Source organism: Alistipes provencensis (assembly GCF_900083545.1).
Taxonomy (GTDB): Bacteria; Bacteroidota; Bacteroidia; order Bacteroidales; family Rikenellaceae; genus Alistipes; species Alistipes provencensis.
The window spans coordinates 2,312,806-2,333,356 of the sequence record NZ_LT559262.1 but is presented as its reverse complement, the minus strand read 5'-3'; the positions used below and the strand labels follow the sequence as shown (position 1 = coordinate 2,333,356).

Here is a 20,551-nt window from a genome sequence, read left to right as displayed (position 1 = left end):
ATCGTCGTAATTTTTATTCGTTTACACTATCGAATGATGAGGACGAATCCTCCCCAGCCATCCACGGGCAGCGAAATACGGCTGTCGCCCGGAATCTCCACCGGGATCTGTTCGACGGCATTGCGCTCCCCCGCCTTATCGCGGATCAGCACGGCCCGGCCCGATGCCGGAAGCGTGAGGTCGAAAGTCTTGCCATACTCCTCACCGTTGATGCCCGCCACATACCACAGATCGCCTTTACGCCGGGCCAACACCGCATCGCGGCCGGGATATCCGGCCAGACAACGAGTCTCGTCCCAGACAGTCGGCACATCGCGCAGATAGTCCCAGACGAATTGCGGAAATGCATGCAGATTTTCGGGAACAATCCCCAGATGCTGGATCGGCGAATAGAACACCACAGGCAGCGCCAGTTCGAAGGCTGCCGTCGTGACACGCGGAATATGGTTGCCATAGACCTCCATCGCGGAGTTAAGCACCGTCGGCGTGAAATCCATCGGTCCGGCAACATTGCGCGTAAAAACCGCCACGGTACTCAGCACAGGGCGTTCCCGCTCCTTTTCCCCGACGTATTTGCTGTTCTCCATGCCACGCACGGCTTCGGCCGTCACCATATTGGGGAACATCCGTTCCCATCCCCGGGGCAGCGTCGACCCGTGAAGGTTGACCGAAATACCGAAGTCGTTGGCATCGGTAAGCAATTCCTCGTAGAGGCGCATACCGCTCTGCTTGTCGCCGCCGAAAAAATCGACTTTGATGCCGCTGATACCCGTCCGCTGTAACCAGTGCAATTCTTCACGCCGGATTTCCCGCGTATCCATACGGTGCAAGGGTCCCTGCGGAGCATCGTTCCACTGCCCGTTGGAGTTGTACCACAAAATCAACTTTACATTTTTATCATCTGCGTAGCGAGCCAGTTCGGCAACCTTGTCACGTCCGATCCGCGTGTCCCACAGCGCGTCGATCAGACAATATCTGAACCCGAGATCAGCTGCCAGATCAATATAGCGGCGCGAATTTTCACAGGTCGTGCCGGGATCATCCTCGACCAGCCAACTCCAGACGGCCTTGCCGGGCGTATAAGCAGCAGCAGCCTTGTAGCGGGGCCACACAAGGTCCTGCGCAAGGGTCGATTCGACAATCTTCGCCGGAGTTTCACCCACGGCAACGGTCCGCCACGGCGTAATGAAGGGAAGCGTGACAACTGGCGTCACAGGATCCTCGGGCAGATTGTTGTCAACATGGGCAAACTCAAGCCGCAGGTTACCCTCCACGAGCGAATCGGCCAGATGCGAGGCGACATAATTGCCGTCGACGCCCGTTTCAGAGATCAACAACCAGTGCTTCTCCGTGCGAAACAGCGCCGGGAACACCCATCCTTGCCTGAAATCGGAAGGTGTACCGGGAACTACCTCCAGATTGTAATGCTCTTCATAGCCGGGATTGGTCCGGGCCCAGCCCGTTTTACCTTCGGAGAGCGGTTGCAGGAAACCGCGGGCATCCTCCCCGAGTCCGAAACCCGTACATTCACGCAACACGGTATCGCGTCCCGTACCTTCGATTCGGTAGGCAAAGGCCGCTCCGTCGTCGGTCAGGCGAAACGTGACACCCAGCCGCTGCCCGGTGGCATTCCTTACGAAAAGCGTCTGTTCGCAATAGGGCTTATTCCCAACAACCTGCCGGCCGAGCGGGAAATTATAGTCGTAAAAACCTTCGAAAGGCAGTGTGCAACTGTCGGCGAGAAGCCCCTGAGAAAAGTCAGCAGAGGCCGTTACGATACCCAGCCGCGAAGGGCCGAGCAACTGCTCCTTTCCAGCCATCAGCCGGTAGTTCAACACACCTTCGTCGAGCGAAAGCTCGGCTTTCAGTTTCCCGCCGGGGCTCCCGATCGTGACAGCGGGCCGGGATTCAGCACAGGCGGCAAACATCAGCACACCCAGCAGAACGGTCGTCATATGTATCGTCATCGGATAGATTTATTTAAATTTGGAATCAGAAATCATTCAGTGCCCCGAGCACCGCCTCGTTGGCCTTCCGCACACGCTCCGGATCGAATTTCACGACAGCTCGGTCATAGGTCATCAATCCGTTCACCTCTATCTCCACATCGGTCGTCTGGGTATAGATGGCGCCCGAAACACCGGCAACGACCAGCTGACGGAGCAGTTCAGCAAAGCGCACATACTCATCGGTGGCCTCTTCCGGAGTCTTGTACTGCACATAGCCCCAGTTGCGGTCGGGAAGCCAGAGGTGGTCTTTCAGGGCCAGTCCGATCCCGCCATACTCGCCGATAACCAGCGGACGGCTGTTGTCGGTGGTGTGGATACGGGGATGGGGATATGCATGAACATCGAACACATCGCCTGCACCGGGATAGTGGTTGCCGCCACTGGCCGCATCGACCAGACGCGACGGGTCGTAACCTTTCGTCCATTCGGCAATCTCACGGGTCTTGAACTGCCCCCATGCCTCATTGAAGGGAACCCACATCACAATACTCGGATGACAGCGCAGTTGGTCGATGATACCGCGCCACTCACGGCGGAAAGCCTCCTCCGAAGCAGCGGAACGGACCAGCTCCCGGTCATCGAACCAGCGGTCGGGAATCCAGCGGGGATTCTCGTCGCCGCTGGGCATGTCCTGCCAGACGAGCACACCCAACCGGTCGCAATGGGCATACCAGCGGGCCGGTTCGACCTTGATATGCTTGCGGATGGTATTGAATCCAAGCTCTTTGGTCTTGAGAATATCGTAAGTGAGCGCTTCGTCCGTCGGGGCCGTATAGAGTCCGTCGGGCCACCAGCCCTGATCGAGCAGTCCCAACTGAACGTAATCTCGGTTGTTCAACTGCATGCGCACGGCATCGCCTACCGTGCGTTTCACCGATATCTTACGCATGGCGGCATAACTCCCCACACGGTCGAGCACACGGCCACCGCGCAAAAGGGTCACTTCCAAATCGTATAAAAACGGCTCTTCAGGCGTCCAGAGTTTCATCCCCGGAACAGGGAGCGTCACGGGCAACCCGGCGACACAACGAGCCTGCGCCACGGTCTTCCCTCCATCTCGCAGCGTAATCTCCACGACATCGCCCTCGACGGCATTCCCGACTGACGGCACGACGCACAGCCGCCGGGTGTCGATGTCTGGCGTCGTATAGAGCCCTTCGATGCGGGAAACCCCGACCGGCTCGAGCCACACGGTCTGCCAAATACCCGTAACGGGCGTATACCAGATCGCTTCGGGTTTCGAGCGCTGTTTGCCACGAGGCTGCGGACCGGCATCAGTAGGGTCCCAGACCCGAACGACGAGCCGCTGTTCGCCGCGCGTCAGATAAGGAGTGAGATCGAATCGGAAAGCGGTATATCCGCCGCTATGGGAACCGACTTTCACGCCGTTGAGCCACACTTCAGCCTCATAGTCTACGGCTCCGAAGTGGAGCAGAATGCGTTCTCCATTCCAGGAAGCGGGAACCGTAAAAGACCGCCGGTACCACAGGGCATTTGCAGCCCCCACCTCGCGCTGCACGCCCGAGAGCGACGACTCCACCGGAAACGGAACGAGTATCTTCCCGTCGTAATCGGCGGGCTCTCCTTCGGATACGGAACGAACGGCATAATCCCACTCACCGTTGAGATTCAGCCAGCGGTCGCGCACCAGGGCAGGGCGCGGATACTCCGGGAGCGGGCACGAGGGGTCGACGTCCGCCGCCCATCGGGTCTTGATCCGGTCTCCGGCGGGCTGCCAGGCAGCGGCATTTTTGGCGCCCGTGAACAACAGGGCGGCCAGGGCAATCAGAAATAAATTCGTTTTCATCGGGTTTCGTTTGGGTTAGAACGGTCGCGGGAAAGACCGTTTCTCCTATAAGACAGCCCAGCGGGCCGATGACACAATCCCCGAGGCAATTTTTTACCGACAGAATGTATCCCGCAACATGAAAACAGCCTCCCGAAGGAGGCTGCCATACGCTACTTGCCGTAGACGCGGATATGTTGTTTGGGAATGTTCGGGGCAGGAGAATCCGCCTGCAAAATCTCATACCGTATCGGAGCGCTGATCTTCAGCATCTCCAGGATTTCAGGCAGCGTCTCGTCGGTAAAGACCGCATGATAGACATAACAGTTGACCGACGGGTCGCAAACAGTGAATTCTACGTTATATAATTGTCCGAGGCGATGAAAGACATAGTCCAGCCGGTCGTTCTCGAAGATGATCTCCCCGTTGCGCCAGGCGCACCATTTCTCCGAATCGGTCTGGTCGACGGTGTATGTGCCGAGCCGGTTATCATAGCAGATACGCTCACCGGGAGCCATACGCCGGGTCTCCCCCTTCATGTCCACATCCACGACGCCGCGCACCATCGTCACCGAAACGACATTGTCATTTCGGAAAGCATCCACGTTGAAAGCCGTCCCCGTAGCCGTCACCCCGACGGTCTTCGTATGCACGACGAAAGGATTCGTCTTATCCGACTTCACCTCGAAATAGGCCTCACCCGTGAGCGACACGGAACGTTCGCCGGCCCCGAAGGCAAGCGGATAGCGAAGCGTACTGCCGCCGTTGAGCCATACCTTCGACCCGTCGGGCAGCTCCAGCTGTGTCTGCGTGCGAAACGGTGTAGTTACGGTCTGCCAGGTCGTATCGGACGCCGCAGGCTCCGGCCGGGCCATGAACAGATAAACCGAAACGAGGACGAGCGGCAAAAACAGTACGGCCGCGGCCCGTTCGAAACCACGGACGAAACGCAACCGCCGGCGTCGACGCTCCTCGCCCTGCAACAGAAGCATTGTCCGCTCCCGGGCAATATCGACAGAGATCCCCGCCGGGTCGAAAGGAGGCCGCACAACCTGGTCGATATCCGTCAACCGGGCAAACTCCCGGGCATGGTTACGGTCTTCCCCGATCCATGCCGTCAGTTGCGCCGTCTCTTCGGGCGACGCTTCGCCGGCGAGGTATTTTGCCATGATCGCACCGAGGCATTCGTTCATCTCTTCCATTTTCTATCGTATTCTAATATGAAGACAGTTCTAAGGGAATTTACCACAGTCATAAGGCTAAAAAAAGCAGCGCGAGCGGCAGAAAATCCTTCAGGTCCCAGCGCAACAGGGCCAGGGCCTTACCGATACGAACCTCGACCGTGCGTTTCGAAACGCCGAGCGTATCGGCAATCTCCTGGTATTTCATGTGACGGAAGCGGTTCATCTCAAAAGCTTCGCGGTAAAGGGGCGGCAGCGCCTGCAAGGACCGGTCGAGCCGCTCGTTCAGCTCGGAATATAACGTCGCCTCCTCCTCAATGCGAGCAGGTATCCACGTCAGGGTATCGACGGAGGTGTTCAACGCCAACTTGCGGTGTTTGATTTCGTTCAGGCAGCGGTTGCGAACAGCCCCGATGAGATAGACCCGCAGCGAAACGGCGATATCCAGTCTGTCGCGCAGATTCCAGACCTTCAGAAACGTATCCTGCACGATATCCTCACACGCCGCCTGCTCGGGCAGGTAGCGTCCGGCATAGAGCACCAGGTCCCGGTAATAGAGCGTAAATAACCGGGAGAAAGCCTGTTGCCCGCCCTCTCTGAGTTGTATGAGCGTAATCCCCTCTTCCATGCAGCTGGATCAATCGATATACAAATATAACATTTTTCCACGGGATCGATCCCGAGATAACAAAGCATGTTGCGGAAGAGCCGGATTGTTCGGCTCTTCCGCAACACGTTCGGCGTATGCTATTCGGCAAGTTCCGAAAGCATTTCCCGGAGCGTATCGGGATGGTCGGTCGTAATGAAATCGACACCCATGCCAATGAATTCCATCATATCGGCCTGCGAATTGACAGTCCACACATTGACCTTCATTCCGCGTGCATGGGCATCCCGTACCCAACGCGGATTCTGCCGCAGGGCCGCCATCGAATAGTCGATACACTTGATATCCGGCGACATCGACCACGGGGACTTGTCACCCTGAAGATAACCGACAAGCGCACCCGGGACCTTGGCTGCCAAACGCTGGCAGATGGCATAATTGAACGAGATGAAATCAACCCGGTCGTTCATACCGCGTGCGGCGAGTTCCCCGACGATGGCGTCGACCACCCGGTTGTTGTGTTCCGTCGTGGAGTGTGGCTTTATCTCGATAATGAGTTTCGTTACAGCTTCCGCAATCTCATCGAGGTAGACATCCAGCGTGGCGACCTTTTCGCCGTTGGAAAGTTCGATATCCTTGATATCGTCATAATCGGCACTCTCGATCTTCACCCCGTTAATATCGGGATCGTGGTTGGAAACGACCACCCCGTCGCGCGTGATGTAAAAATCGGCCTCCGAGCCGTAGACCCCGAGCGCAATGGCCGCCTCGAGCGAAGCCAGCGAATTCTCTGCCGCGCCGTTCGTCGTGTGGAAGCCCCGGTGGGCGATCACCTGCGGAAGGTTCTGCAGGGTGGGATTGTCCGAGAGCGTCAGCTCCACGAACCCAATCGGACAACGGGCGTCGCCCCGCATCAGAACCATCCGATAATTACCCGATACGAATCCTCCGGGAATTTCGAATCCGATCGAGGCGTCGGTCACTGTCGCATCGCAGAGGAAGGAGCTCTTCTCATCGTCCACGGATTCGAGCCGCATGCGATCGCCCGCCTGGAAACCCTTGCCCAAAACCTTATAGACCGAACCGGCCTTCACTAAAGCATTCGGCAGGAAGGTGATATCCGAAAGCTCAATGACACTACCCTGCGGCTCGAGGTCCTTCACCTCATTCCAGAGCGCGGCTACCTTGTCGGCCGAAAGCGGGTCGCCGTAGATGCGCACAATAGCTATATCGCCCCGCCAGCCGGCTTCCGCCTTATTGTCCCCGGCATCGCAGCCGATACCGAACCAATAGCAGTTGTCGTTGTTCGGGAAATTGAAGTTCCCCTCGGCGGCGATCTCCGCTTTCTGTTCACCGTTGACATAGATGCGCGATTTCTGCGCCGTCTTGTCCCAGACACCCACCAAGTGGTAGTATTTGGCACGCTGGGGCGTGACACCGCTGCGCGTCCACTGCCAACCTCCGGAGGTGAGGTGCGGCAGAAAAGTAAGCTCCGTTCCTCTGTCTTTCTTGGTGATGAGGAACCCGGTACCGCCGCCCTGCATCGAACTGAGCGGCTTGATCTCCTTTTCCCCGTCGGCCTCGGCATCGAACATCACAAGCACCTCCAGCGTATGTCCGTCGGCCAGCGCATCCCGGAAAGTCTGGTTGTTGAAATAGTCGACCTTGTAATACCCCGACGAGGGATTGGCCCCGGGTTCGTGGTTGAACCGGGCGACATAGCGTCCGTAACTGTCGTTGTAATAGGTCATCAGCGACGCCCCGGGCAAACATTCCACGACATTATGCATCGGGGAGATGTCGGTGGCCGTGCCGTCGTTATTGAAAACCAGATCGAGCAGATCGGCCGTGAAACCGTTCTGCGTCACCTCGACCTCCTGTTTCAAATCGGGATAGCCTGTAACGGAGAAGGTCACGGTGGCCTTCAACTGCGAAAAACGTTCGTTGGCGGCAGCCGTCAGTGTCAGGCTGGTGCTGGTCTTCGCCTTTTCGGCGAGCCACTCGCCATCGCCACTCGCCACGGCGTAATCCCACTCCCCGAGATTCGTATCGACGAGCAGCGTGATGTCGCCTCCGCCCACCGGAACGGAACCCGTCTCGGGCGTAATGGTCAAATAGGGCGTATTCGCGGCCTGCTCGAAAACGAGCGTATGCACCGGCTGTGCGCCGGCATAGAAGATGATATCCGCGCTGCGCGGCTCAGGATTATCGTTGGACGCCGCCGAAAAATAGACCGACGCAGCCCCTTCGCCCGATTCGGGACGCACCGAGAGCCATCCGGCCGTTTCGGATTTCTCGATCCGCCATGCACCGGGGGTTTCAATCGTGAAAATCTTCGAATAATTGCCGGAACTGATCCGCACGGCGGAAGGATCATTCCCGTCATCGGGCGATCCGAGTGTAAACACGGCTTTTCCCGAGCCGTCGGTGCCATCGTCTCCGCACGACGTGCAGGTCAGCATCGCCGTCAGGGCCGGAAGCAGTGCGAACAGTAGAAGTTTTCTCTTCATAAGCATTCTGGTATTAGAAGTTGTAGGTAGATTTGTCGCGGTTTTTATATAAAGACAACCGACCGCTGTTTTCCCACACAAAAAAAATGCAAATAAAAAAAATCGGTTGCCGGGATGTGTCTTTTCTCCGCCGGGATGTCTTAATAATAACTTGTCATCGCAGGCCGGCCCGGGACCATGTGGTGACAGCCAAAACCAGAACCTAAACAACTGATCTATGAAAAAATCTTTGACGCTATTTCTGTTTTTTCTGTTGTCAGGAAATTTCGCATGTACGGACGACTACGATTTCCGGCCCTATGAACCGGAAAAGAGCACCGTTCAGGAGTTGACCCTGCTCAAGTACAATTTCCTCGCAGACGGCGAAACGGCCCTGGCCGACTTTTCCAACATCGAGAATTACGGTTCGTGGGTCCTCGATGAACGCGGCCTGACGTTCGACGGCCAGGACGATGCGGCCCTCTATCTCGGTCTGGACCGCCGTATCACTTTCGAAGAACGTGTAACACGCGTGCGCCTGTCGCTTTTCGACGACACCCGTTTCGGGCTGCACTGGCTCGAGCGCGACGGCAGCGGCGGCTCGCTCTTCACGGTGGATGCCGCGGAGGGAACGCTTAACATCCACACCTACCGGGACGAGGCGAAGGTAGAATCTTCGGTATCCTTCCCGGTAGAAAACGGGCACGTCTACACGCTCGAAGCTGTGAAATCCTTCCGCAGCAACACGTTCACCATCACCGACGAAACTACCGGCGCAACGGCGTCCGTGGCTACGGCATCGGAACTCGACTCCAACACCGGGGGCAACACCATTCAGCAGAACGAGTTCAAGGGCGGCCGCCAGAACAATGTCTTCGGCATGCGCCGTCTCTCGGGCAAGTCTCCTTATATCAAGCAGGTGGAGATAGCAGCTACCGTAGCCTCCGAACCGTTGATGTATATTATCGGCAACTCCATCACCGAAGGTGACCACATCCGCGAATCGGCCCGCTACGGACAGGTAATGGCTTCGTGGCTCAACGGTCGTGTGGTCTTTTCGGGCCAGAGCGGTTCGACCATCGACGGGGTGCTGGTCCGTGTGGCCAACGAGGTCCCGGTCATCCGGCCCAAATACGTGATGGTGACGATCGGCACCAACGGCGGCAATACGCGTGAAAAACTCGTCGAACTCGTCGAGCTGATCCGCAGCTACGGCGCAATACCCGTTCTCAACCGCATTCCCGTCAAAAGCGACGACAGCAGCTATACCGTGAACGAAACTATCGGCTCGGTCTGCGACGAACTGGAGGTCGCCAGTTGCCGCTTTGATCTGGCAACGGCCTACGAAGGCGACACGCACCGTCAGGACGCCTCGATGTTCCAGTCCGACCTGCTGCATCCGAGTGTCGAAGGTAACTATGCCATGGCCAAGCGGCTGTTCGACATCCCGGGCATCCTGCTCCACACCAAATAGCCGATTTTCTAACCTGAAACTTTCGTGATATGAAATTTCTTACGCATTTCCAGTATGCAGCGCTATTGTGCTGCGTGCTTTTGGGCCCGGGATGCAGCGACGACAAGACGGGCGGCAAGACCGACAGCGAACCGACCCAAGCCCCGGTCTTTACTGCCTTCTCACCCGAACGGGGACAGGCGGGCGACGTCATAACCATCACCGGCAGCTACTTCGGTACCGATGCCTCGCACATCACGGTACTCATCAACTCGACCCCGGCCAAGATCACCGGCGTCACCGATACGGCCATCTCTGCCGTCGTTCCCGACGAGTGCGGATCGGGTGAAATATGTATCGGACTGCGCCGTAGCAGCGGGGGGGGGAATCTGCAGCTCTATGAAAAGACTTTCGAAACCCTCTTCACCTACACCGTCGAATCCAACGTTTCTACCTTTGCCGGACGCACCGGTGTCACGGGGCAGCATTATTTCGGTCCGTTGCTCACCTCGTGCCTCTACGCCCCCAGTCTGTTGATCTCCGACAACGAGGACAATTTCTATCTGGCCGAGTGGGCCCGCGGCATCCGTCTGCTGTCGAACGGCGAAACCTCCTGGATGCTCAAGATGTACGGAGCCGGCGACCCCAGTAACAACCAGGGCAATATTGCCACGAGCGAATGGGATTACCGGTTCCGCTGCATGGCTTTTTCGAAAGACCATTCGCGGCTGTGGATACTGGTCAACCGTTCACAGGCCGACGGTCCTTATCTGGGCTATGCCCTCAGGAGCGACGGTTATACGACCTGGTATTCGGATTCTACAGACGACCGTCCCGACTGCGAAGGACTTGCCGTCAACCCCGTCGACGAGCGGATCGTCATCTGCCGCAATCAGGACGGATCGAGCCGCATCTATTTTTACGATCCCGACACCCACACCTCCTCCGAAGCCACCGGATACACCCCCATCGGTGTCACGGCCCAATCACGGCCCGTTTTCTCGAAGGACGGAAAGCGGCTCTACATCATCCACAAAGGGTGGAACTTCATTTCCGCATACGATTACGACCCCCTATCGCACCAGCTGACGGGCGAAACTCCGGAATTCGCCGGTCTGAAAACCGACACGGCACGGGACCACGCCGACGGCACCGGCGCCGAAGCGCGTTTCGCCTATCCCGAATGGGGCTGCTGCGACGACGCTGGCAATCTCTACGTCGCCGACAGCTGGAACCATTGCATCCGCAAAGTCACGCCCGAAGGTGTCGTCACGACATTGGCCGGCATACCCACTCCCAATGTCGAAACCAATACCGACACCTTCGCCAACGGCAAACTCGCGGAATCGGTATTCTCACGGCCGATGGGTATCTGCATGGACTCGAAAGGCAATTTCTACGTCGCGGAGGAAGGTTTCGCCGACATCCGCAAGATCACCATCGGCAACGAACCCGAAAACGAATAAACAACCTTAAAAACTGCACATATGAAACTTTTCCACAGATTCAGTTTGCGGCATGCGGCGACGCTCTGCCTGGCGGCGGCCCTCGCATGTACGGCCTGCAACGAAGATGAAACCGAAGACGACGGCACGAAACCCGGCACGGCCAAAGTACCCGAATTCGTGACCTATACGCCCGAATATGCCGAAGCAGGCACCGAAACCGAAGCGATGGTGCTGGGCAAGAATTTCGGCACCGACGCTTCGAAGGTTTCCGTCAGCCTCGGCGAAACGGAAATGAGTGTCAAGGAGGTCGGCAAATCCGTCATCAAGTTCACGGTTCCCGCCACGCTCGAGATCGGGACCTACCCGCTCCGGACCCAAGTGAGCTATACCGACACCGAAGGCAGGGAACAGACGGTTTCACACACCTTCGAGGTGGACTTCGAAGTGCGCGGCCGCACACCCGAAATCACGGGCTACAAACCCGCAACGGGTATCTATCCGGGCGGCGAACTGACCATCGAGGGCAAGGAGTTCGGTTCTGACCCGGTACTCGTAACGGTTATGCTCGGCGACAAACGACTTGACATCAAATCGGTAGCCCCCGGTGCCATCGTCGTCGTCATTCCCGAAGACGCCACATTCGGCAACTATGCACTGAAAGTCGAGATCAAATACGGCGTTGACAACGGCAAGACAGAAAGCAAGACTTTCACCGATTTCCAAGTGCTCAAAAAAGAATACGTCGTAACTTCGGAGGTATATGCCGGAACAGGCACGCAGGGCGCCGACAATGGAGGACGCCTTTCGGCGACATTCTTCGCACCGCAGAGCCTCGCCTACGACGACAAAACCGGTTCGCTCTATGTAGGCGAAATCTACAACGGCGTCCGGATGATCAATTCCGCCGGCAATGTCTCCTATTACCGCGCTCCGCAAGATAATAATCCATGGTGGGACGGCGGTCGTATCACCTGCCTGGTTTCGGTCGAAAATGACCGGCTGGCCTACATCATCCGCGAGGCCCGCGACCGGAACAGCAAATACGTTTGGATGTCCAGCCGCACGAGCGGCGATTTTCCCGAGGCAGTCGGCTATCAGGATTTCAACAACGATTTCGAATACGAAGACGTTGCAATCAATCCGGTTGACGGATATGCCGTCGTTAGCATTTCGCGCTGGTGGTACTGGCGTACGGAGACACAGTTCATGCTGGTTTCCGCCGACGGCAGTACGGCAACCGAGCCCAATATTTCTTGCAGCAGCACCGACGGACCGAACGCCGTATGGAACAGCCATATTTCGCGTGTCGTCTTCTCACCCGACGGAAAATGGCTCTATGTCGCCCGGGGCAGCAACGGTACCGATACGGGGGCTGCTGCCGGTTCGCAACCGGTAGCCTACATCGAACGGTATGCCTATGATCCGGTTTCCCATACCATTGCCAACGCAGACACACGTGAAATCATCGCCGGCAGCACCAGTGCGAATGAAGTGGGATTCACCGACGGTACCGTAGGCACTTCGCGCCTGCTGGGCCCGACACAGATGTGTTTCGACTCCACGGGAGAAACGCTCTATTTTGTCGAACGACACAACCACGCCCTGCGCAAAGTGACCGACCTCAACGGGACGCCGACCACTACGACCGTCGCCGGTAACGGAAGCAAAGGTACGAACGACGTGACAAACGCTCCGACGGACGATATGAAGAACATCACTTTCGACACTCCGAAAGGTCTGGCACTCGGCGACGACAATACGTTCTACATCGCCGAAGAGGGCGACCGCAAGATCATCCGCCGTATCTCGATCGGACTCAAGACGCAGGAATAAACTCCGGGGAACGGACACGGGAGGGGCGCTGCCCCGCAGCCCCTCCCTCTTTTACCGCAAACAGACAGAGTACAGCTTATGAAAAAGATCATTTTACCCCTATTGACGTCGGTGCTGCTGACGGCAATGGCGGCCTGCAGCAAGGTCGAAGGCGACGTCCGCTTCACCGACCTGCCCGATGAACCGCTTCAGCCGTGGTCGCTCGAGAAAGCCCGCGACTGGTACGCCGCACAGCCATGGATCGTCGGCTGCAATTTCTTCCCGAGCACGGCGATCAACCAAATCGAGATGTGGCAGTCGTCGACCTACGACCACGAAACCATCGACCGCGAGTTGGGATGGGCCGCCGATCTGGGTTTCAACACCGTGCGCGTCTTTCTGCACAGCGCCGTGTGGGAGTACGAGCACGACGCTTTCTTCCGCAACATCGACGATTTCCTGACACTGACTGACAAACACGGCATCAAGGTCATGTTCTGCTTCTTCTCGGGAGCCGGAGACCGCGTGGACCGTTGTCAGATCGGCAAACAGCTCGACCCCGTAGCGGGCATCCACAACCTCGATTTCAAAGGCGACCCGGCCGTGATCGACGAGAATGAAAAAGCCATTCCCGAACGTTTCGACCTGATGCGCATGTATGTCGAGGAGGTCGTGGCCCGTTACCGCGAAGACGACCGCATCCTCATCTGGGAGGCATGGAATGAACCCGGCACCGCCTCGACACGCGAAGACATCGTTTCCGAACTGTTGCCCAAGACGATCCAGTGGATACGCGGACAACAGCCCGTACAGCCGATCACCGTAGGCATCCACTCTCCCGACCGCGACCACGCCGCATTCGGAGAAATCGCCCTCTCGATGTCGGACATCAACTCCTACCACAGTTACAGTCCCTGGGAAGACCTCTACACCGATACCGGGACACAACTCGTAGGTATGAAGAATTTCGCCATGGCGATCCTGGCCTACGGACGCCCCGTGATCTGTTCGGAATATCTGGCCCGCGGAGGCGCTTATAAAGGCACGTTTGAGAACACGCTTCCTTTCATGAAACAATACCGGATCGGCGCCATCAACTGGGGCCTCGTCTGGGGCAAGACCAACACGATCTGGCCCTGGGGTTCGGTAGCCGGAGACCCGGAGCCCGAGTACTGGTTCCACGACATCCTCTATCCCGACGGCACGCCGCGGTATCCCGAAGAGGTGGAATTCCTGCACAAAATCATCGGCGTAACCGACAACGGAGAGCAATGATGCACAGCGGAGTTTCCATATTCCGGCTTGTCCGGGCCATCTCGGCACTCGTCCTGACGACCTTCACCCTGACGTCTGCAGCCCAGACGCAGGCCGATGCCTACTGCGACATGCCCGCCGGACAAACGGTCGTGCCCGGCGGCGCCCGGCAATGGACGGCCCGCAAAGCGGCCCGCTGGTATGCGGAACAGCCTTTCCTGGCGGGATGCAACTACATCCCCCGCAACGCCGTCAACCAGTTGGAGATGTGGCAGGAGGAGACTTTCTCCCCCGACCTCATCGATCAGGAACTGGGATGGGCCGAAGAACTGGGATTCAACTGCCTGCGCGTTTTCCTGCAGAGCACCGTCTGGAAAACCGACCCCGAAGGGTTTCTCCGCCGCGTCGACCGGTTCTTGGAGATCGCTGACCGCCACGGGATGAAGACCATGCTGGTCCTCTTCGCCGGCTCGGGAGGCGTCAATAAACCCGGACCGCAACCCGAACCTGTTCCGGGATGCCACAACCGTTATTTCTGCGGCTCACCCGATCTCCGACCCGACGGCACGGAGGACACCGACGCCTACCCGCAGGTGGAGCGCTTCGTGAAACAGGTAGTAGGTACTTTCCGCTGCGACGACCGTGTTCTGGCATGGGACCTCTGGAACGAGCCCGGCTGGAAAAACCACCGGGGCGTCACAGCCTACGGTCTTCTGGCAAAGGTGGTGGGCTGGACACGCGACGCCCGTCCGCGGCAACCCCTGACAATCGGCGTATGGAACACCGACCTCAACGTCCTCAACGAATTTATCTTCTCGGTCTCGGACATCGTATCGTTCCATTCGTACAGCGACCATTTCAAGGTGCTGTCCGAACTCGACGAACGTTACAAGCCGCTCGGACGCCCCATCCTCTGCACGGAGTACCTGGCCCGAAACTTCGGCAGCCGCTTCGACAACGTGCTGGCGCTTTTCAAGGCCGAACGGGTAGGCGCCCTCTGCTGGGGCCTCGTCGACGGCAAGACCTGCACCAAGTGGCCCTGGTCGTGGGACGGCGGCGCCCGTGAACCCGATCCGTGGTTCCACGACGTACTGCATCCCGACGGCTCGCCCTACGACGTCCGGGAGGCTGAATTCGTCCGAAGACTGCTCCGGGACAAGTAACCCCTCGTTTTAACCCAATTTCAAAGTAACCATTTATGAAAGCATATCAAATGACAGACTTCCGGTACGGACGGGACATTCCGGTCTTCCGCCGTACGCTGGGCCGTTTCGCATTGCTACTCTGGGGGCTGTTGTTCTGCGCCGGAGCCTATGCGCAGAACGGCAGGATCACACTCGACGTGCGCAACGTCACGCTCGAAGAGGCCATGACCCGCATCGAACGGCAGGGTGAATACAGTTTTCTCTACAATAAGACCCTGATAGACGTCACCCGCAAAGTGACACTCCGAGCCGAAAACCAGCCCGTTCGTCAGGTCCTCGACCGGCTGTTCGCCGGAACGGACATCAGCTATACGCTGCGTAACCGGCAGATCATCCTCGCCCTGCGCCCCGCAGCAAAGGCGCAGCCGCCCGTCCCGGCGAAGACGAATGCCATCACCGGCCGGGTTTCGGACAAGAACGGCACACCGCTCATCGGCGTAAGCATCATCATCGAGGGCACGACGACCGGCACGACGACCAATACCGACGGATCGTTCAGCCTGAAAGCCGAGGCCGGCAATGTCCTGACGGTCTCCTATCTGGGATTCGAGACGACAAAAGTGGCCGTAACCGCAGGCCGCAACTCCTACGCCATCACTCTGCAGGAGAACTCCGAAGTACTCGACGACGTGGTGGTCGTAGGCTACGGCGTACAGAAAAAAGCCTCGATCACGGGAGCCATCACCAACATCTCGGGCGACGCTCTGAAGGTCAATTCGACGGTGAACACTTCGACGGCCCTGGCCGGAACCATCGCCGGTATCAACAGTCGTATGAGCGACGGTCGCCCGGGTGCCACAACCAAGATCAGCATCCGCGGCATGGACTCGCCGCTCTACATCATCGACGGCGTGCAGCGCACCGAGGCACAGTTCAACAATATCGACGCCAACGACATCGAATCGGTTTCGATTCTCAAGGACGCCTCGGCAGCCATCTACGGACTGCGTGCCGCCAACGGCGTGGTGGTCGTGAAGACCAAATCGGGCCACAAGAACACCCGCCACACGGTCAATGTCAAGGCTCTCTACGGCTGGCAGGAATTTTTCAAATTTCCGCAGCCCGCATCGGCATCCTCCTATGTGCGGACCAAATACCAGTCGGATGTAATCAAGGCAGCCGAGAACCCGAGCTACACCCCAACCTACACCCGCGACGAATACCTCAAATGGCAGCAGGGAACCGAACGCGGCTATCAGGGTTTCGACTGGTACGACTTTGCTACGGCTCCCGGCGCACAGTCCTATTTCGGCGCCAACATTTCGGGCGGTTCGGACAAGGTGAGCTACTACATGTCGCTGAGCAACACCGATCAGGAGTATGCCATCCGCGATTTCGGCGGCTTCAACCGCACCAACATCCAGATCAACGTCGACGCCAACATAACCAAGCGGTTCTCGCTGGGCGCACAGGTGAGCGGACGCCTGCAAACCACCAAGGCCCCGGGTCTGGGCGGTGGCGACGAGGTGGGCTGGATGCTCTTCGGTTCCTACCGCAACCTGCCGACCGTGCGGCCCTATGTCAACGACAATCCGCTCTACCCCGCCAAGACGGCTCCGAGTTACATCTACACCAATTTTGCAGTCACGACGCTCAGTAAAAACGGCGAAGATATCCGCCAGGAACGCGCCGCGCAAATCAACCTGAATGCAGACTACAAATTTACAGACTGGCTGTCGCTGAAACTTATCGGAGGTTATGCGTACCAAAATTCGTCGCGCGTAAAGCAGGTCAAAACCTTCGACCTCTACGATTACGACAAGGCGACGGGCGAATACTATGTGATCGACGGCGAACGCAACCCTTCGCTCTATAAATCCTACGGCAACACGGAAGACTACACCGGGCAGTTCACGTTCGACTTCCACAAACAGTTCGACCGCCACAACGTCGCACTGACCCTCGGCGGCGAGGCTTCACACCATATTTCCCCCGGACTGGACTTCGCCTCTCAGCCGCAGACCGATCTGACGACCCAGACCAATACGGCGACGCTGCAGGCCATCAATGACTATCTCGAAACGCCTCAATCCCGTGCGGGCTTTATCGGCCGCTTCACCTATGACTACGACGGCCGTTATCTGCTGGAGGTGATGGGCCGCTACGACGGTTCGTGGAAATTCCCGCCGACGAAACGCTGGGGATTCTTCCCTTCGGTATCGGCCGGATGGCGCATCACCGAGGAATCGTGGTGGTCGGAGCGGACGAAACGCTGGTTCTCGAACCTGAAACTGAAAGCCTCCTACGGCGTAGTGGGCGATGAAAGTACTTCCGGTTATTCTGCTTTCGACTACCTTGAGGGCTACAACTACAACTCCGGCGGTGCCGTACTCGACGGAGAGTGGATATTGGGATCGCAATACCGCGGATTGCCCGTCACGGACCTCTCGTGGCAGAAAGTCAAGATGTTCAATGTCGGTCTCGAATACGGATTTTTCGAAAACCGCCTGACCGGTGAACTGAACTATTTTACCCGCACGCTCGAAGGCATCCCGGCCAGCCCCGGCATCACACTGCCCAACGAATCGGGATTCACGCTGCCCAACGTGAACATGGCTTCGCAGAAGATCCGCGGCATCGATGGAAGCCTGAAATGGAGCGACAGCGTCAAGGATTTCAACTATTCGGTCGAAGGCAATTTCACCTTCTCACGCAAATACGAGTGGAAACGCGAGCCGTGGATACTGAGCAACTCATGGCAAGAATACAGTTCCTATTACAGCAAGCGCTACGCCAACCAATGGTGGGGCTTCGACTGCATCGGCCAGTTCCAAAACTGGGAGCAGATCGCCGAATACCCGGTCGACATCGACGGCAAGGGCAATACCACGATACGTCCGGGCGACCTGATCTATAAGGACCAGAACGGTGACGGCGTGATCAACGACATGGACAAACGCCCGCTGGGATACCGCCAGGGCGATGTACCCTACATGAGCTTCAATTTCAACATCGCCATGTCGTGGAAAGGCTTCGATCTCGCCATGCTCTTCACCGGTGCCTCGATGGCTTCGTTCTACATGGACTACGAAATGAAAAATCCGTTGCACGACGGCGGCAACAGCCCGGCCTTCATGCTCGACGACGCCTGGCACCTGGCCGACATCGACGACCCGAACAGCCAATACCTGCCGGGGAAGTACCCGATGGTCATCGACGGCAATGGAAGCCATGTCAATTATCAGAAGGCCAGCAATTTCTGGCTGCGAAACGTCCGCTATCTGAAACTGCGTAACTTCGAGCTGGGCTATTCGCTTCCGAAACGGATCACCCGCAAAGCAGGCATCGAGAATGTCCGTATCTTTACCTCGATGCAGAACCTCTTCTCGATCGACAACCTCGGCGAGGTCGACATGGACCCCGAAATCGCCACCGGAAGCGGTCAGCAGTACCCCACTACGCGGGTCATCAGCTTCGGTCTCAACTTAACCTTTTAACGAACGAATATGAAAGCTTTACGAACTATCTATATGGCAGGGGCGCTGCTGCTGACGGGCTTCGGAACGGGATGCAACGATTTTCTCGACGAGGATGCCGACAACGTCTTCACGCAGCACCAGATATTCTCCGACAACGCGCTGATCGAATCCGCCATCGCCAACCTCTACGGTCGCGTGGAATGGGGTCAGAGCTTCAGCAACATCACCGAGTATACGGTACTCGACGAAGCAGCCTACGGCTGGGGCGGTCCGAGCGAAACGGCGCAGTTCTTCCAGAACCACTGGCGGATGTATGACTACGGCCTGATGCGCGAGATGAACCTCTTCCTCGAGGGGCTGCAGTCCGAGGCCGCCGACAGCAACCGTCAGCTGACCGACGACATGAAACGCCACTACGAAGGCGAAGTGCGCTTCCTGCGAGCCTGGCTCTATTTCAACATGTGCGAACGACTGGGCGGATTGCCGCTCATCGGCGACAAGGTTTATGAATACGAAGGGCAATCGGAAATCCCGAAGATGTATGTGGCTCGCGCCACCGAGGAAGAGACCTACGACTACATCATCTCCGAATGCAACGCCGTGGCCGATTACTTCTTAAACGACGTCGTCGACCCGATGTCCAACATCCACGCTGCCCGCGCCACGAAATGGGCAGCGCTGGCGCTGAAAGCCCGGGCCGCCATCTATGCCGGTTCAATCGCCCGCTACAACATCGTCAACAACTGCCTTATCAAAACCTCGGGACTCGAGGTCGGCATCCCCGAGGAGCAGGCGGCGAAGTTCTACAAAATCGCCTACGAAGCCGCCAAGGAAATTATCAAGGGCGGCAAGTACAGCCTCTACCGCCAGAACAGCGACAAGGCGCTCAACTTCTACGACCTGTTCGTCAAGAAGGACAGCAACCCCGAGGTGATCTGGGCGTTGGACTACATCTACCCGGGCAAGACACACACCTGGACCTCCTACAATTTCGCCACCTCGGTCAAGACGGGCGATTATGCGAATACGGTGCTTCCCGTGCTGAACCTCGTGGAGGATTTCGAGTATGTGAACGACCGCAACGGCGCACTGAAACTCCGAAACGGAGGCGATTACGTCTACTATGACAACCCCGAAGATCTCTTCGAGGACAAGGACCCGCGCCTGTGGGGCACGGTCATCTACCCGGGAGCCTCGTTCCGGTCGACGCGCATCGACTATCAGGCGGGTATTATGGACAAGAGCTCCGGAGCATTCCGGACCGTCACCGGCACCCCCGGACAAACCAATGCGCAGTACGGCGGCATCGTCACTGCCATCAACGGCCCCGTGGCCAACAACGACCTCTATATGAACAAAACGGGCTTCAATGTCCGCAAATATGTCTCCGAGAGCATGGACCAGGGGACGCGCGGCAGCGATGTGTGGTTCATTCGCTTCCGTTACGCCGAGGTGCTGATGATCGCTTCGGAGGCAGCACTCGAACTGGGCTACACGGGCGAAGCCCTCGATTACATCAATCAGGTGCGCGACCGGGCCGGTATCAGCAAGCTCGAGACAATGACTATCGAGGACATCCAGCGTGAACGCCGGGTGGAGTTCGCTTTCGAAAATCACCGCTGGTGGGATGCCAAGCGGTTCCGCATCGCCCACACGATCTGGAATGCCAGCTCCGACGCACGTCTCTACTCGCTGTTCCCCTACAAGGTCTTCGCACCGGGCAATCCGGAAATCGACGGCAAGTGGGTCTTCGAGAAGACCGATTGCTATATGAAACGTTACCCGCTCTATTTCGACCGTATGTGCTACTACAACGGCATCGACGACTCCTGGATCACCGCCAACCCGCTGCTGAAAAAGAATCCTTTCCAATAACAGTTCGCCCAAG

The 20,551-nt window shown here is 57.7% G+C and carries 12 protein-coding genes; 7 read left to right on the top strand and 5 right to left on the bottom strand.

What is annotated here, in order from left to right; translation table 11 throughout:
* Positions 1 to 26 precede the first annotated feature (26 nt).
* From BN5935_RS09100 to BN5935_RS14890, 5 genes are all read right to left on the bottom strand, one after another.
* Complete coding sequence (locus BN5935_RS09100; RefSeq protein WP_064975831.1) at positions 27 to 1,967, bottom strand: glycoside hydrolase family 97 protein; 1,941 nt, start codon at positions 1,965 to 1,967, stop codon at positions 27 to 29.
* Between the two features lie 25 nt (positions 1,968 to 1,992).
* Positions 1,993 to 3,816, bottom strand: a complete 1,824-nt coding sequence (locus BN5935_RS09095; RefSeq protein WP_064975830.1) for a glycoside hydrolase family 2 protein — start codon at positions 3,814 to 3,816, stop codon at positions 1,993 to 1,995.
* A gap of 152 nt (positions 3,817 to 3,968) precedes the next feature.
* Positions 3,969 to 4,988, bottom strand: coding sequence for a FecR family protein (locus BN5935_RS09090; protein ID WP_162272068.1), 1,020 nt, complete (start codon positions 4,986 to 4,988; stop codon positions 3,969 to 3,971).
* 58 nt (positions 4,989 to 5,046) lie between these two features.
* Positions 5,047 to 5,604: an RNA polymerase sigma-70 factor gene (locus BN5935_RS09085; protein ID WP_064975828.1), complete on the bottom strand. Its 558-nt coding sequence runs from the start codon at positions 5,602 to 5,604 to the stop codon at positions 5,047 to 5,049.
* Positions 5,605 to 5,723: 119 nt separating this feature from the next.
* A complete protein-coding gene (locus tag BN5935_RS14890; protein ID WP_162272067.1) occupies positions 5,724 to 8,093 on the bottom strand; it encodes a glycerophosphodiester phosphodiesterase family protein in 2,370 nt (789 codons plus the stop codon).
* A gap of 217 nt (positions 8,094 to 8,310) precedes the next feature.
* Here BN5935_RS14890 and BN5935_RS09075 point away from each other — a divergent pair, with 217 nt between their 5' ends.
* From BN5935_RS09075 to BN5935_RS09045, 7 genes are all read left to right on the top strand, one after another.
* On the top strand, positions 8,311 to 9,546 hold the full coding sequence (locus tag BN5935_RS09075) for an SGNH/GDSL hydrolase family protein (RefSeq protein ID WP_082944088.1): 1,236 nt from the start codon (positions 8,311 to 8,313) through the stop codon (positions 9,544 to 9,546).
* A 29-nt stretch (positions 9,547 to 9,575) separates the two neighbouring features.
* A complete protein-coding gene (locus tag BN5935_RS09070; protein WP_082944087.1) occupies positions 9,576 to 10,991 on the top strand; it encodes an IPT/TIG domain-containing protein in 1,416 nt (471 codons plus the stop codon).
* Between the two features lie 21 nt (positions 10,992 to 11,012).
* Positions 11,013 to 12,806 carry an IPT/TIG domain-containing protein gene (locus BN5935_RS09065; protein ID WP_064975825.1) on the top strand — a complete coding sequence of 598 codons (1,794 nt, stop codon included), beginning with the start codon at positions 11,013 to 11,015 and terminating at the stop codon, positions 12,804 to 12,806.
* Between the two features lie 78 nt (positions 12,807 to 12,884).
* Positions 12,885 to 14,060, top strand: coding sequence for a cellulase family glycosylhydrolase (locus BN5935_RS09060; RefSeq protein ID WP_082944086.1), 1,176 nt, complete (start codon positions 12,885 to 12,887; stop codon positions 14,058 to 14,060).
* Entirely contained in the window at positions 14,057 to 15,202 is a 1,146-nt protein-coding gene (locus tag BN5935_RS09055) for a cellulase family glycosylhydrolase (protein ID WP_064975824.1), read from the top strand. Before BN5935_RS09060 ends, BN5935_RS09055 begins: the two co-directional genes overlap by 4 nt.
* A 50-nt stretch (positions 15,203 to 15,252) precedes the next feature.
* Positions 15,253 to 18,681, top strand: a complete 3,429-nt coding sequence (locus BN5935_RS09050; protein WP_064975823.1) for a SusC/RagA family TonB-linked outer membrane protein — start codon at positions 15,253 to 15,255, stop codon at positions 18,679 to 18,681.
* 9 nt (positions 18,682 to 18,690) lie between these two features.
* Positions 18,691 to 20,538 (top strand): RagB/SusD family nutrient uptake outer membrane protein, encoded by a 1,848-nt coding sequence (locus BN5935_RS09045; RefSeq protein WP_064975822.1) that lies wholly within the window; start codon positions 18,691 to 18,693, stop codon positions 20,536 to 20,538.
* The last annotated feature ends 13 nt before the right edge of the window (positions 20,539 to 20,551 follow it).

Excerpts from the sequence above, each read along its gene's own strand:
- BN5935_RS09060 (WP_082944086.1), top strand. The coding sequence starts at position 12,885 with ATGAAAAAGATCATTTTACCCCTATTGACGTCGGTGCTGCTGACGGCA.
- BN5935_RS09050 (WP_064975823.1), top strand. The coding sequence starts at position 15,253 with ATGACAGACTTCCGGTACGGACGGGACATTCCGGTCTTCCGCCGTACG.
- BN5935_RS09095 (WP_064975830.1), bottom strand. The coding sequence starts at position 3,816 with ATGAAAACGAATTTATTTCTGATTGCCCTGGCCGCCCTGTTGTTCACG.
- BN5935_RS09065 (WP_064975825.1), top strand. The coding sequence starts at position 11,013 with ATGAAACTTTTCCACAGATTCAGTTTGCGGCATGCGGCGACGCTCTGC.
- BN5935_RS09090 (WP_162272068.1), bottom strand. The coding sequence starts at position 4,988 with ATGAACGAATGCCTCGGTGCGATCATGGCAAAATACCTCGCCGGCGAA.
- BN5935_RS14890 (WP_162272067.1), bottom strand. The coding sequence starts at position 8,093 with ATGAAGAGAAAACTTCTACTGTTCGCACTGCTTCCGGCCCTGACGGCG.
- BN5935_RS09100 (WP_064975831.1), bottom strand. The coding sequence starts at position 1,967 with ATGACGATACATATGACGACCGTTCTGCTGGGTGTGCTGATGTTTGCC.
- BN5935_RS09070 (WP_082944087.1), top strand. The coding sequence starts at position 9,576 with ATGAAATTTCTTACGCATTTCCAGTATGCAGCGCTATTGTGCTGCGTG.
- BN5935_RS09055 (WP_064975824.1), top strand. The coding sequence starts at position 14,057 with ATGATGCACAGCGGAGTTTCCATATTCCGGCTTGTCCGGGCCATCTCG.
- BN5935_RS09085 (WP_064975828.1), bottom strand. The coding sequence starts at position 5,604 with ATGGAAGAGGGGATTACGCTCATACAACTCAGAGAGGGCGGGCAACAG.
- BN5935_RS09045 (WP_064975822.1), top strand. The coding sequence starts at position 18,691 with ATGAAAGCTTTACGAACTATCTATATGGCAGGGGCGCTGCTGCTGACG.
- BN5935_RS09075 (WP_082944088.1), top strand. The coding sequence starts at position 8,311 with ATGAAAAAATCTTTGACGCTATTTCTGTTTTTTCTGTTGTCAGGAAAT.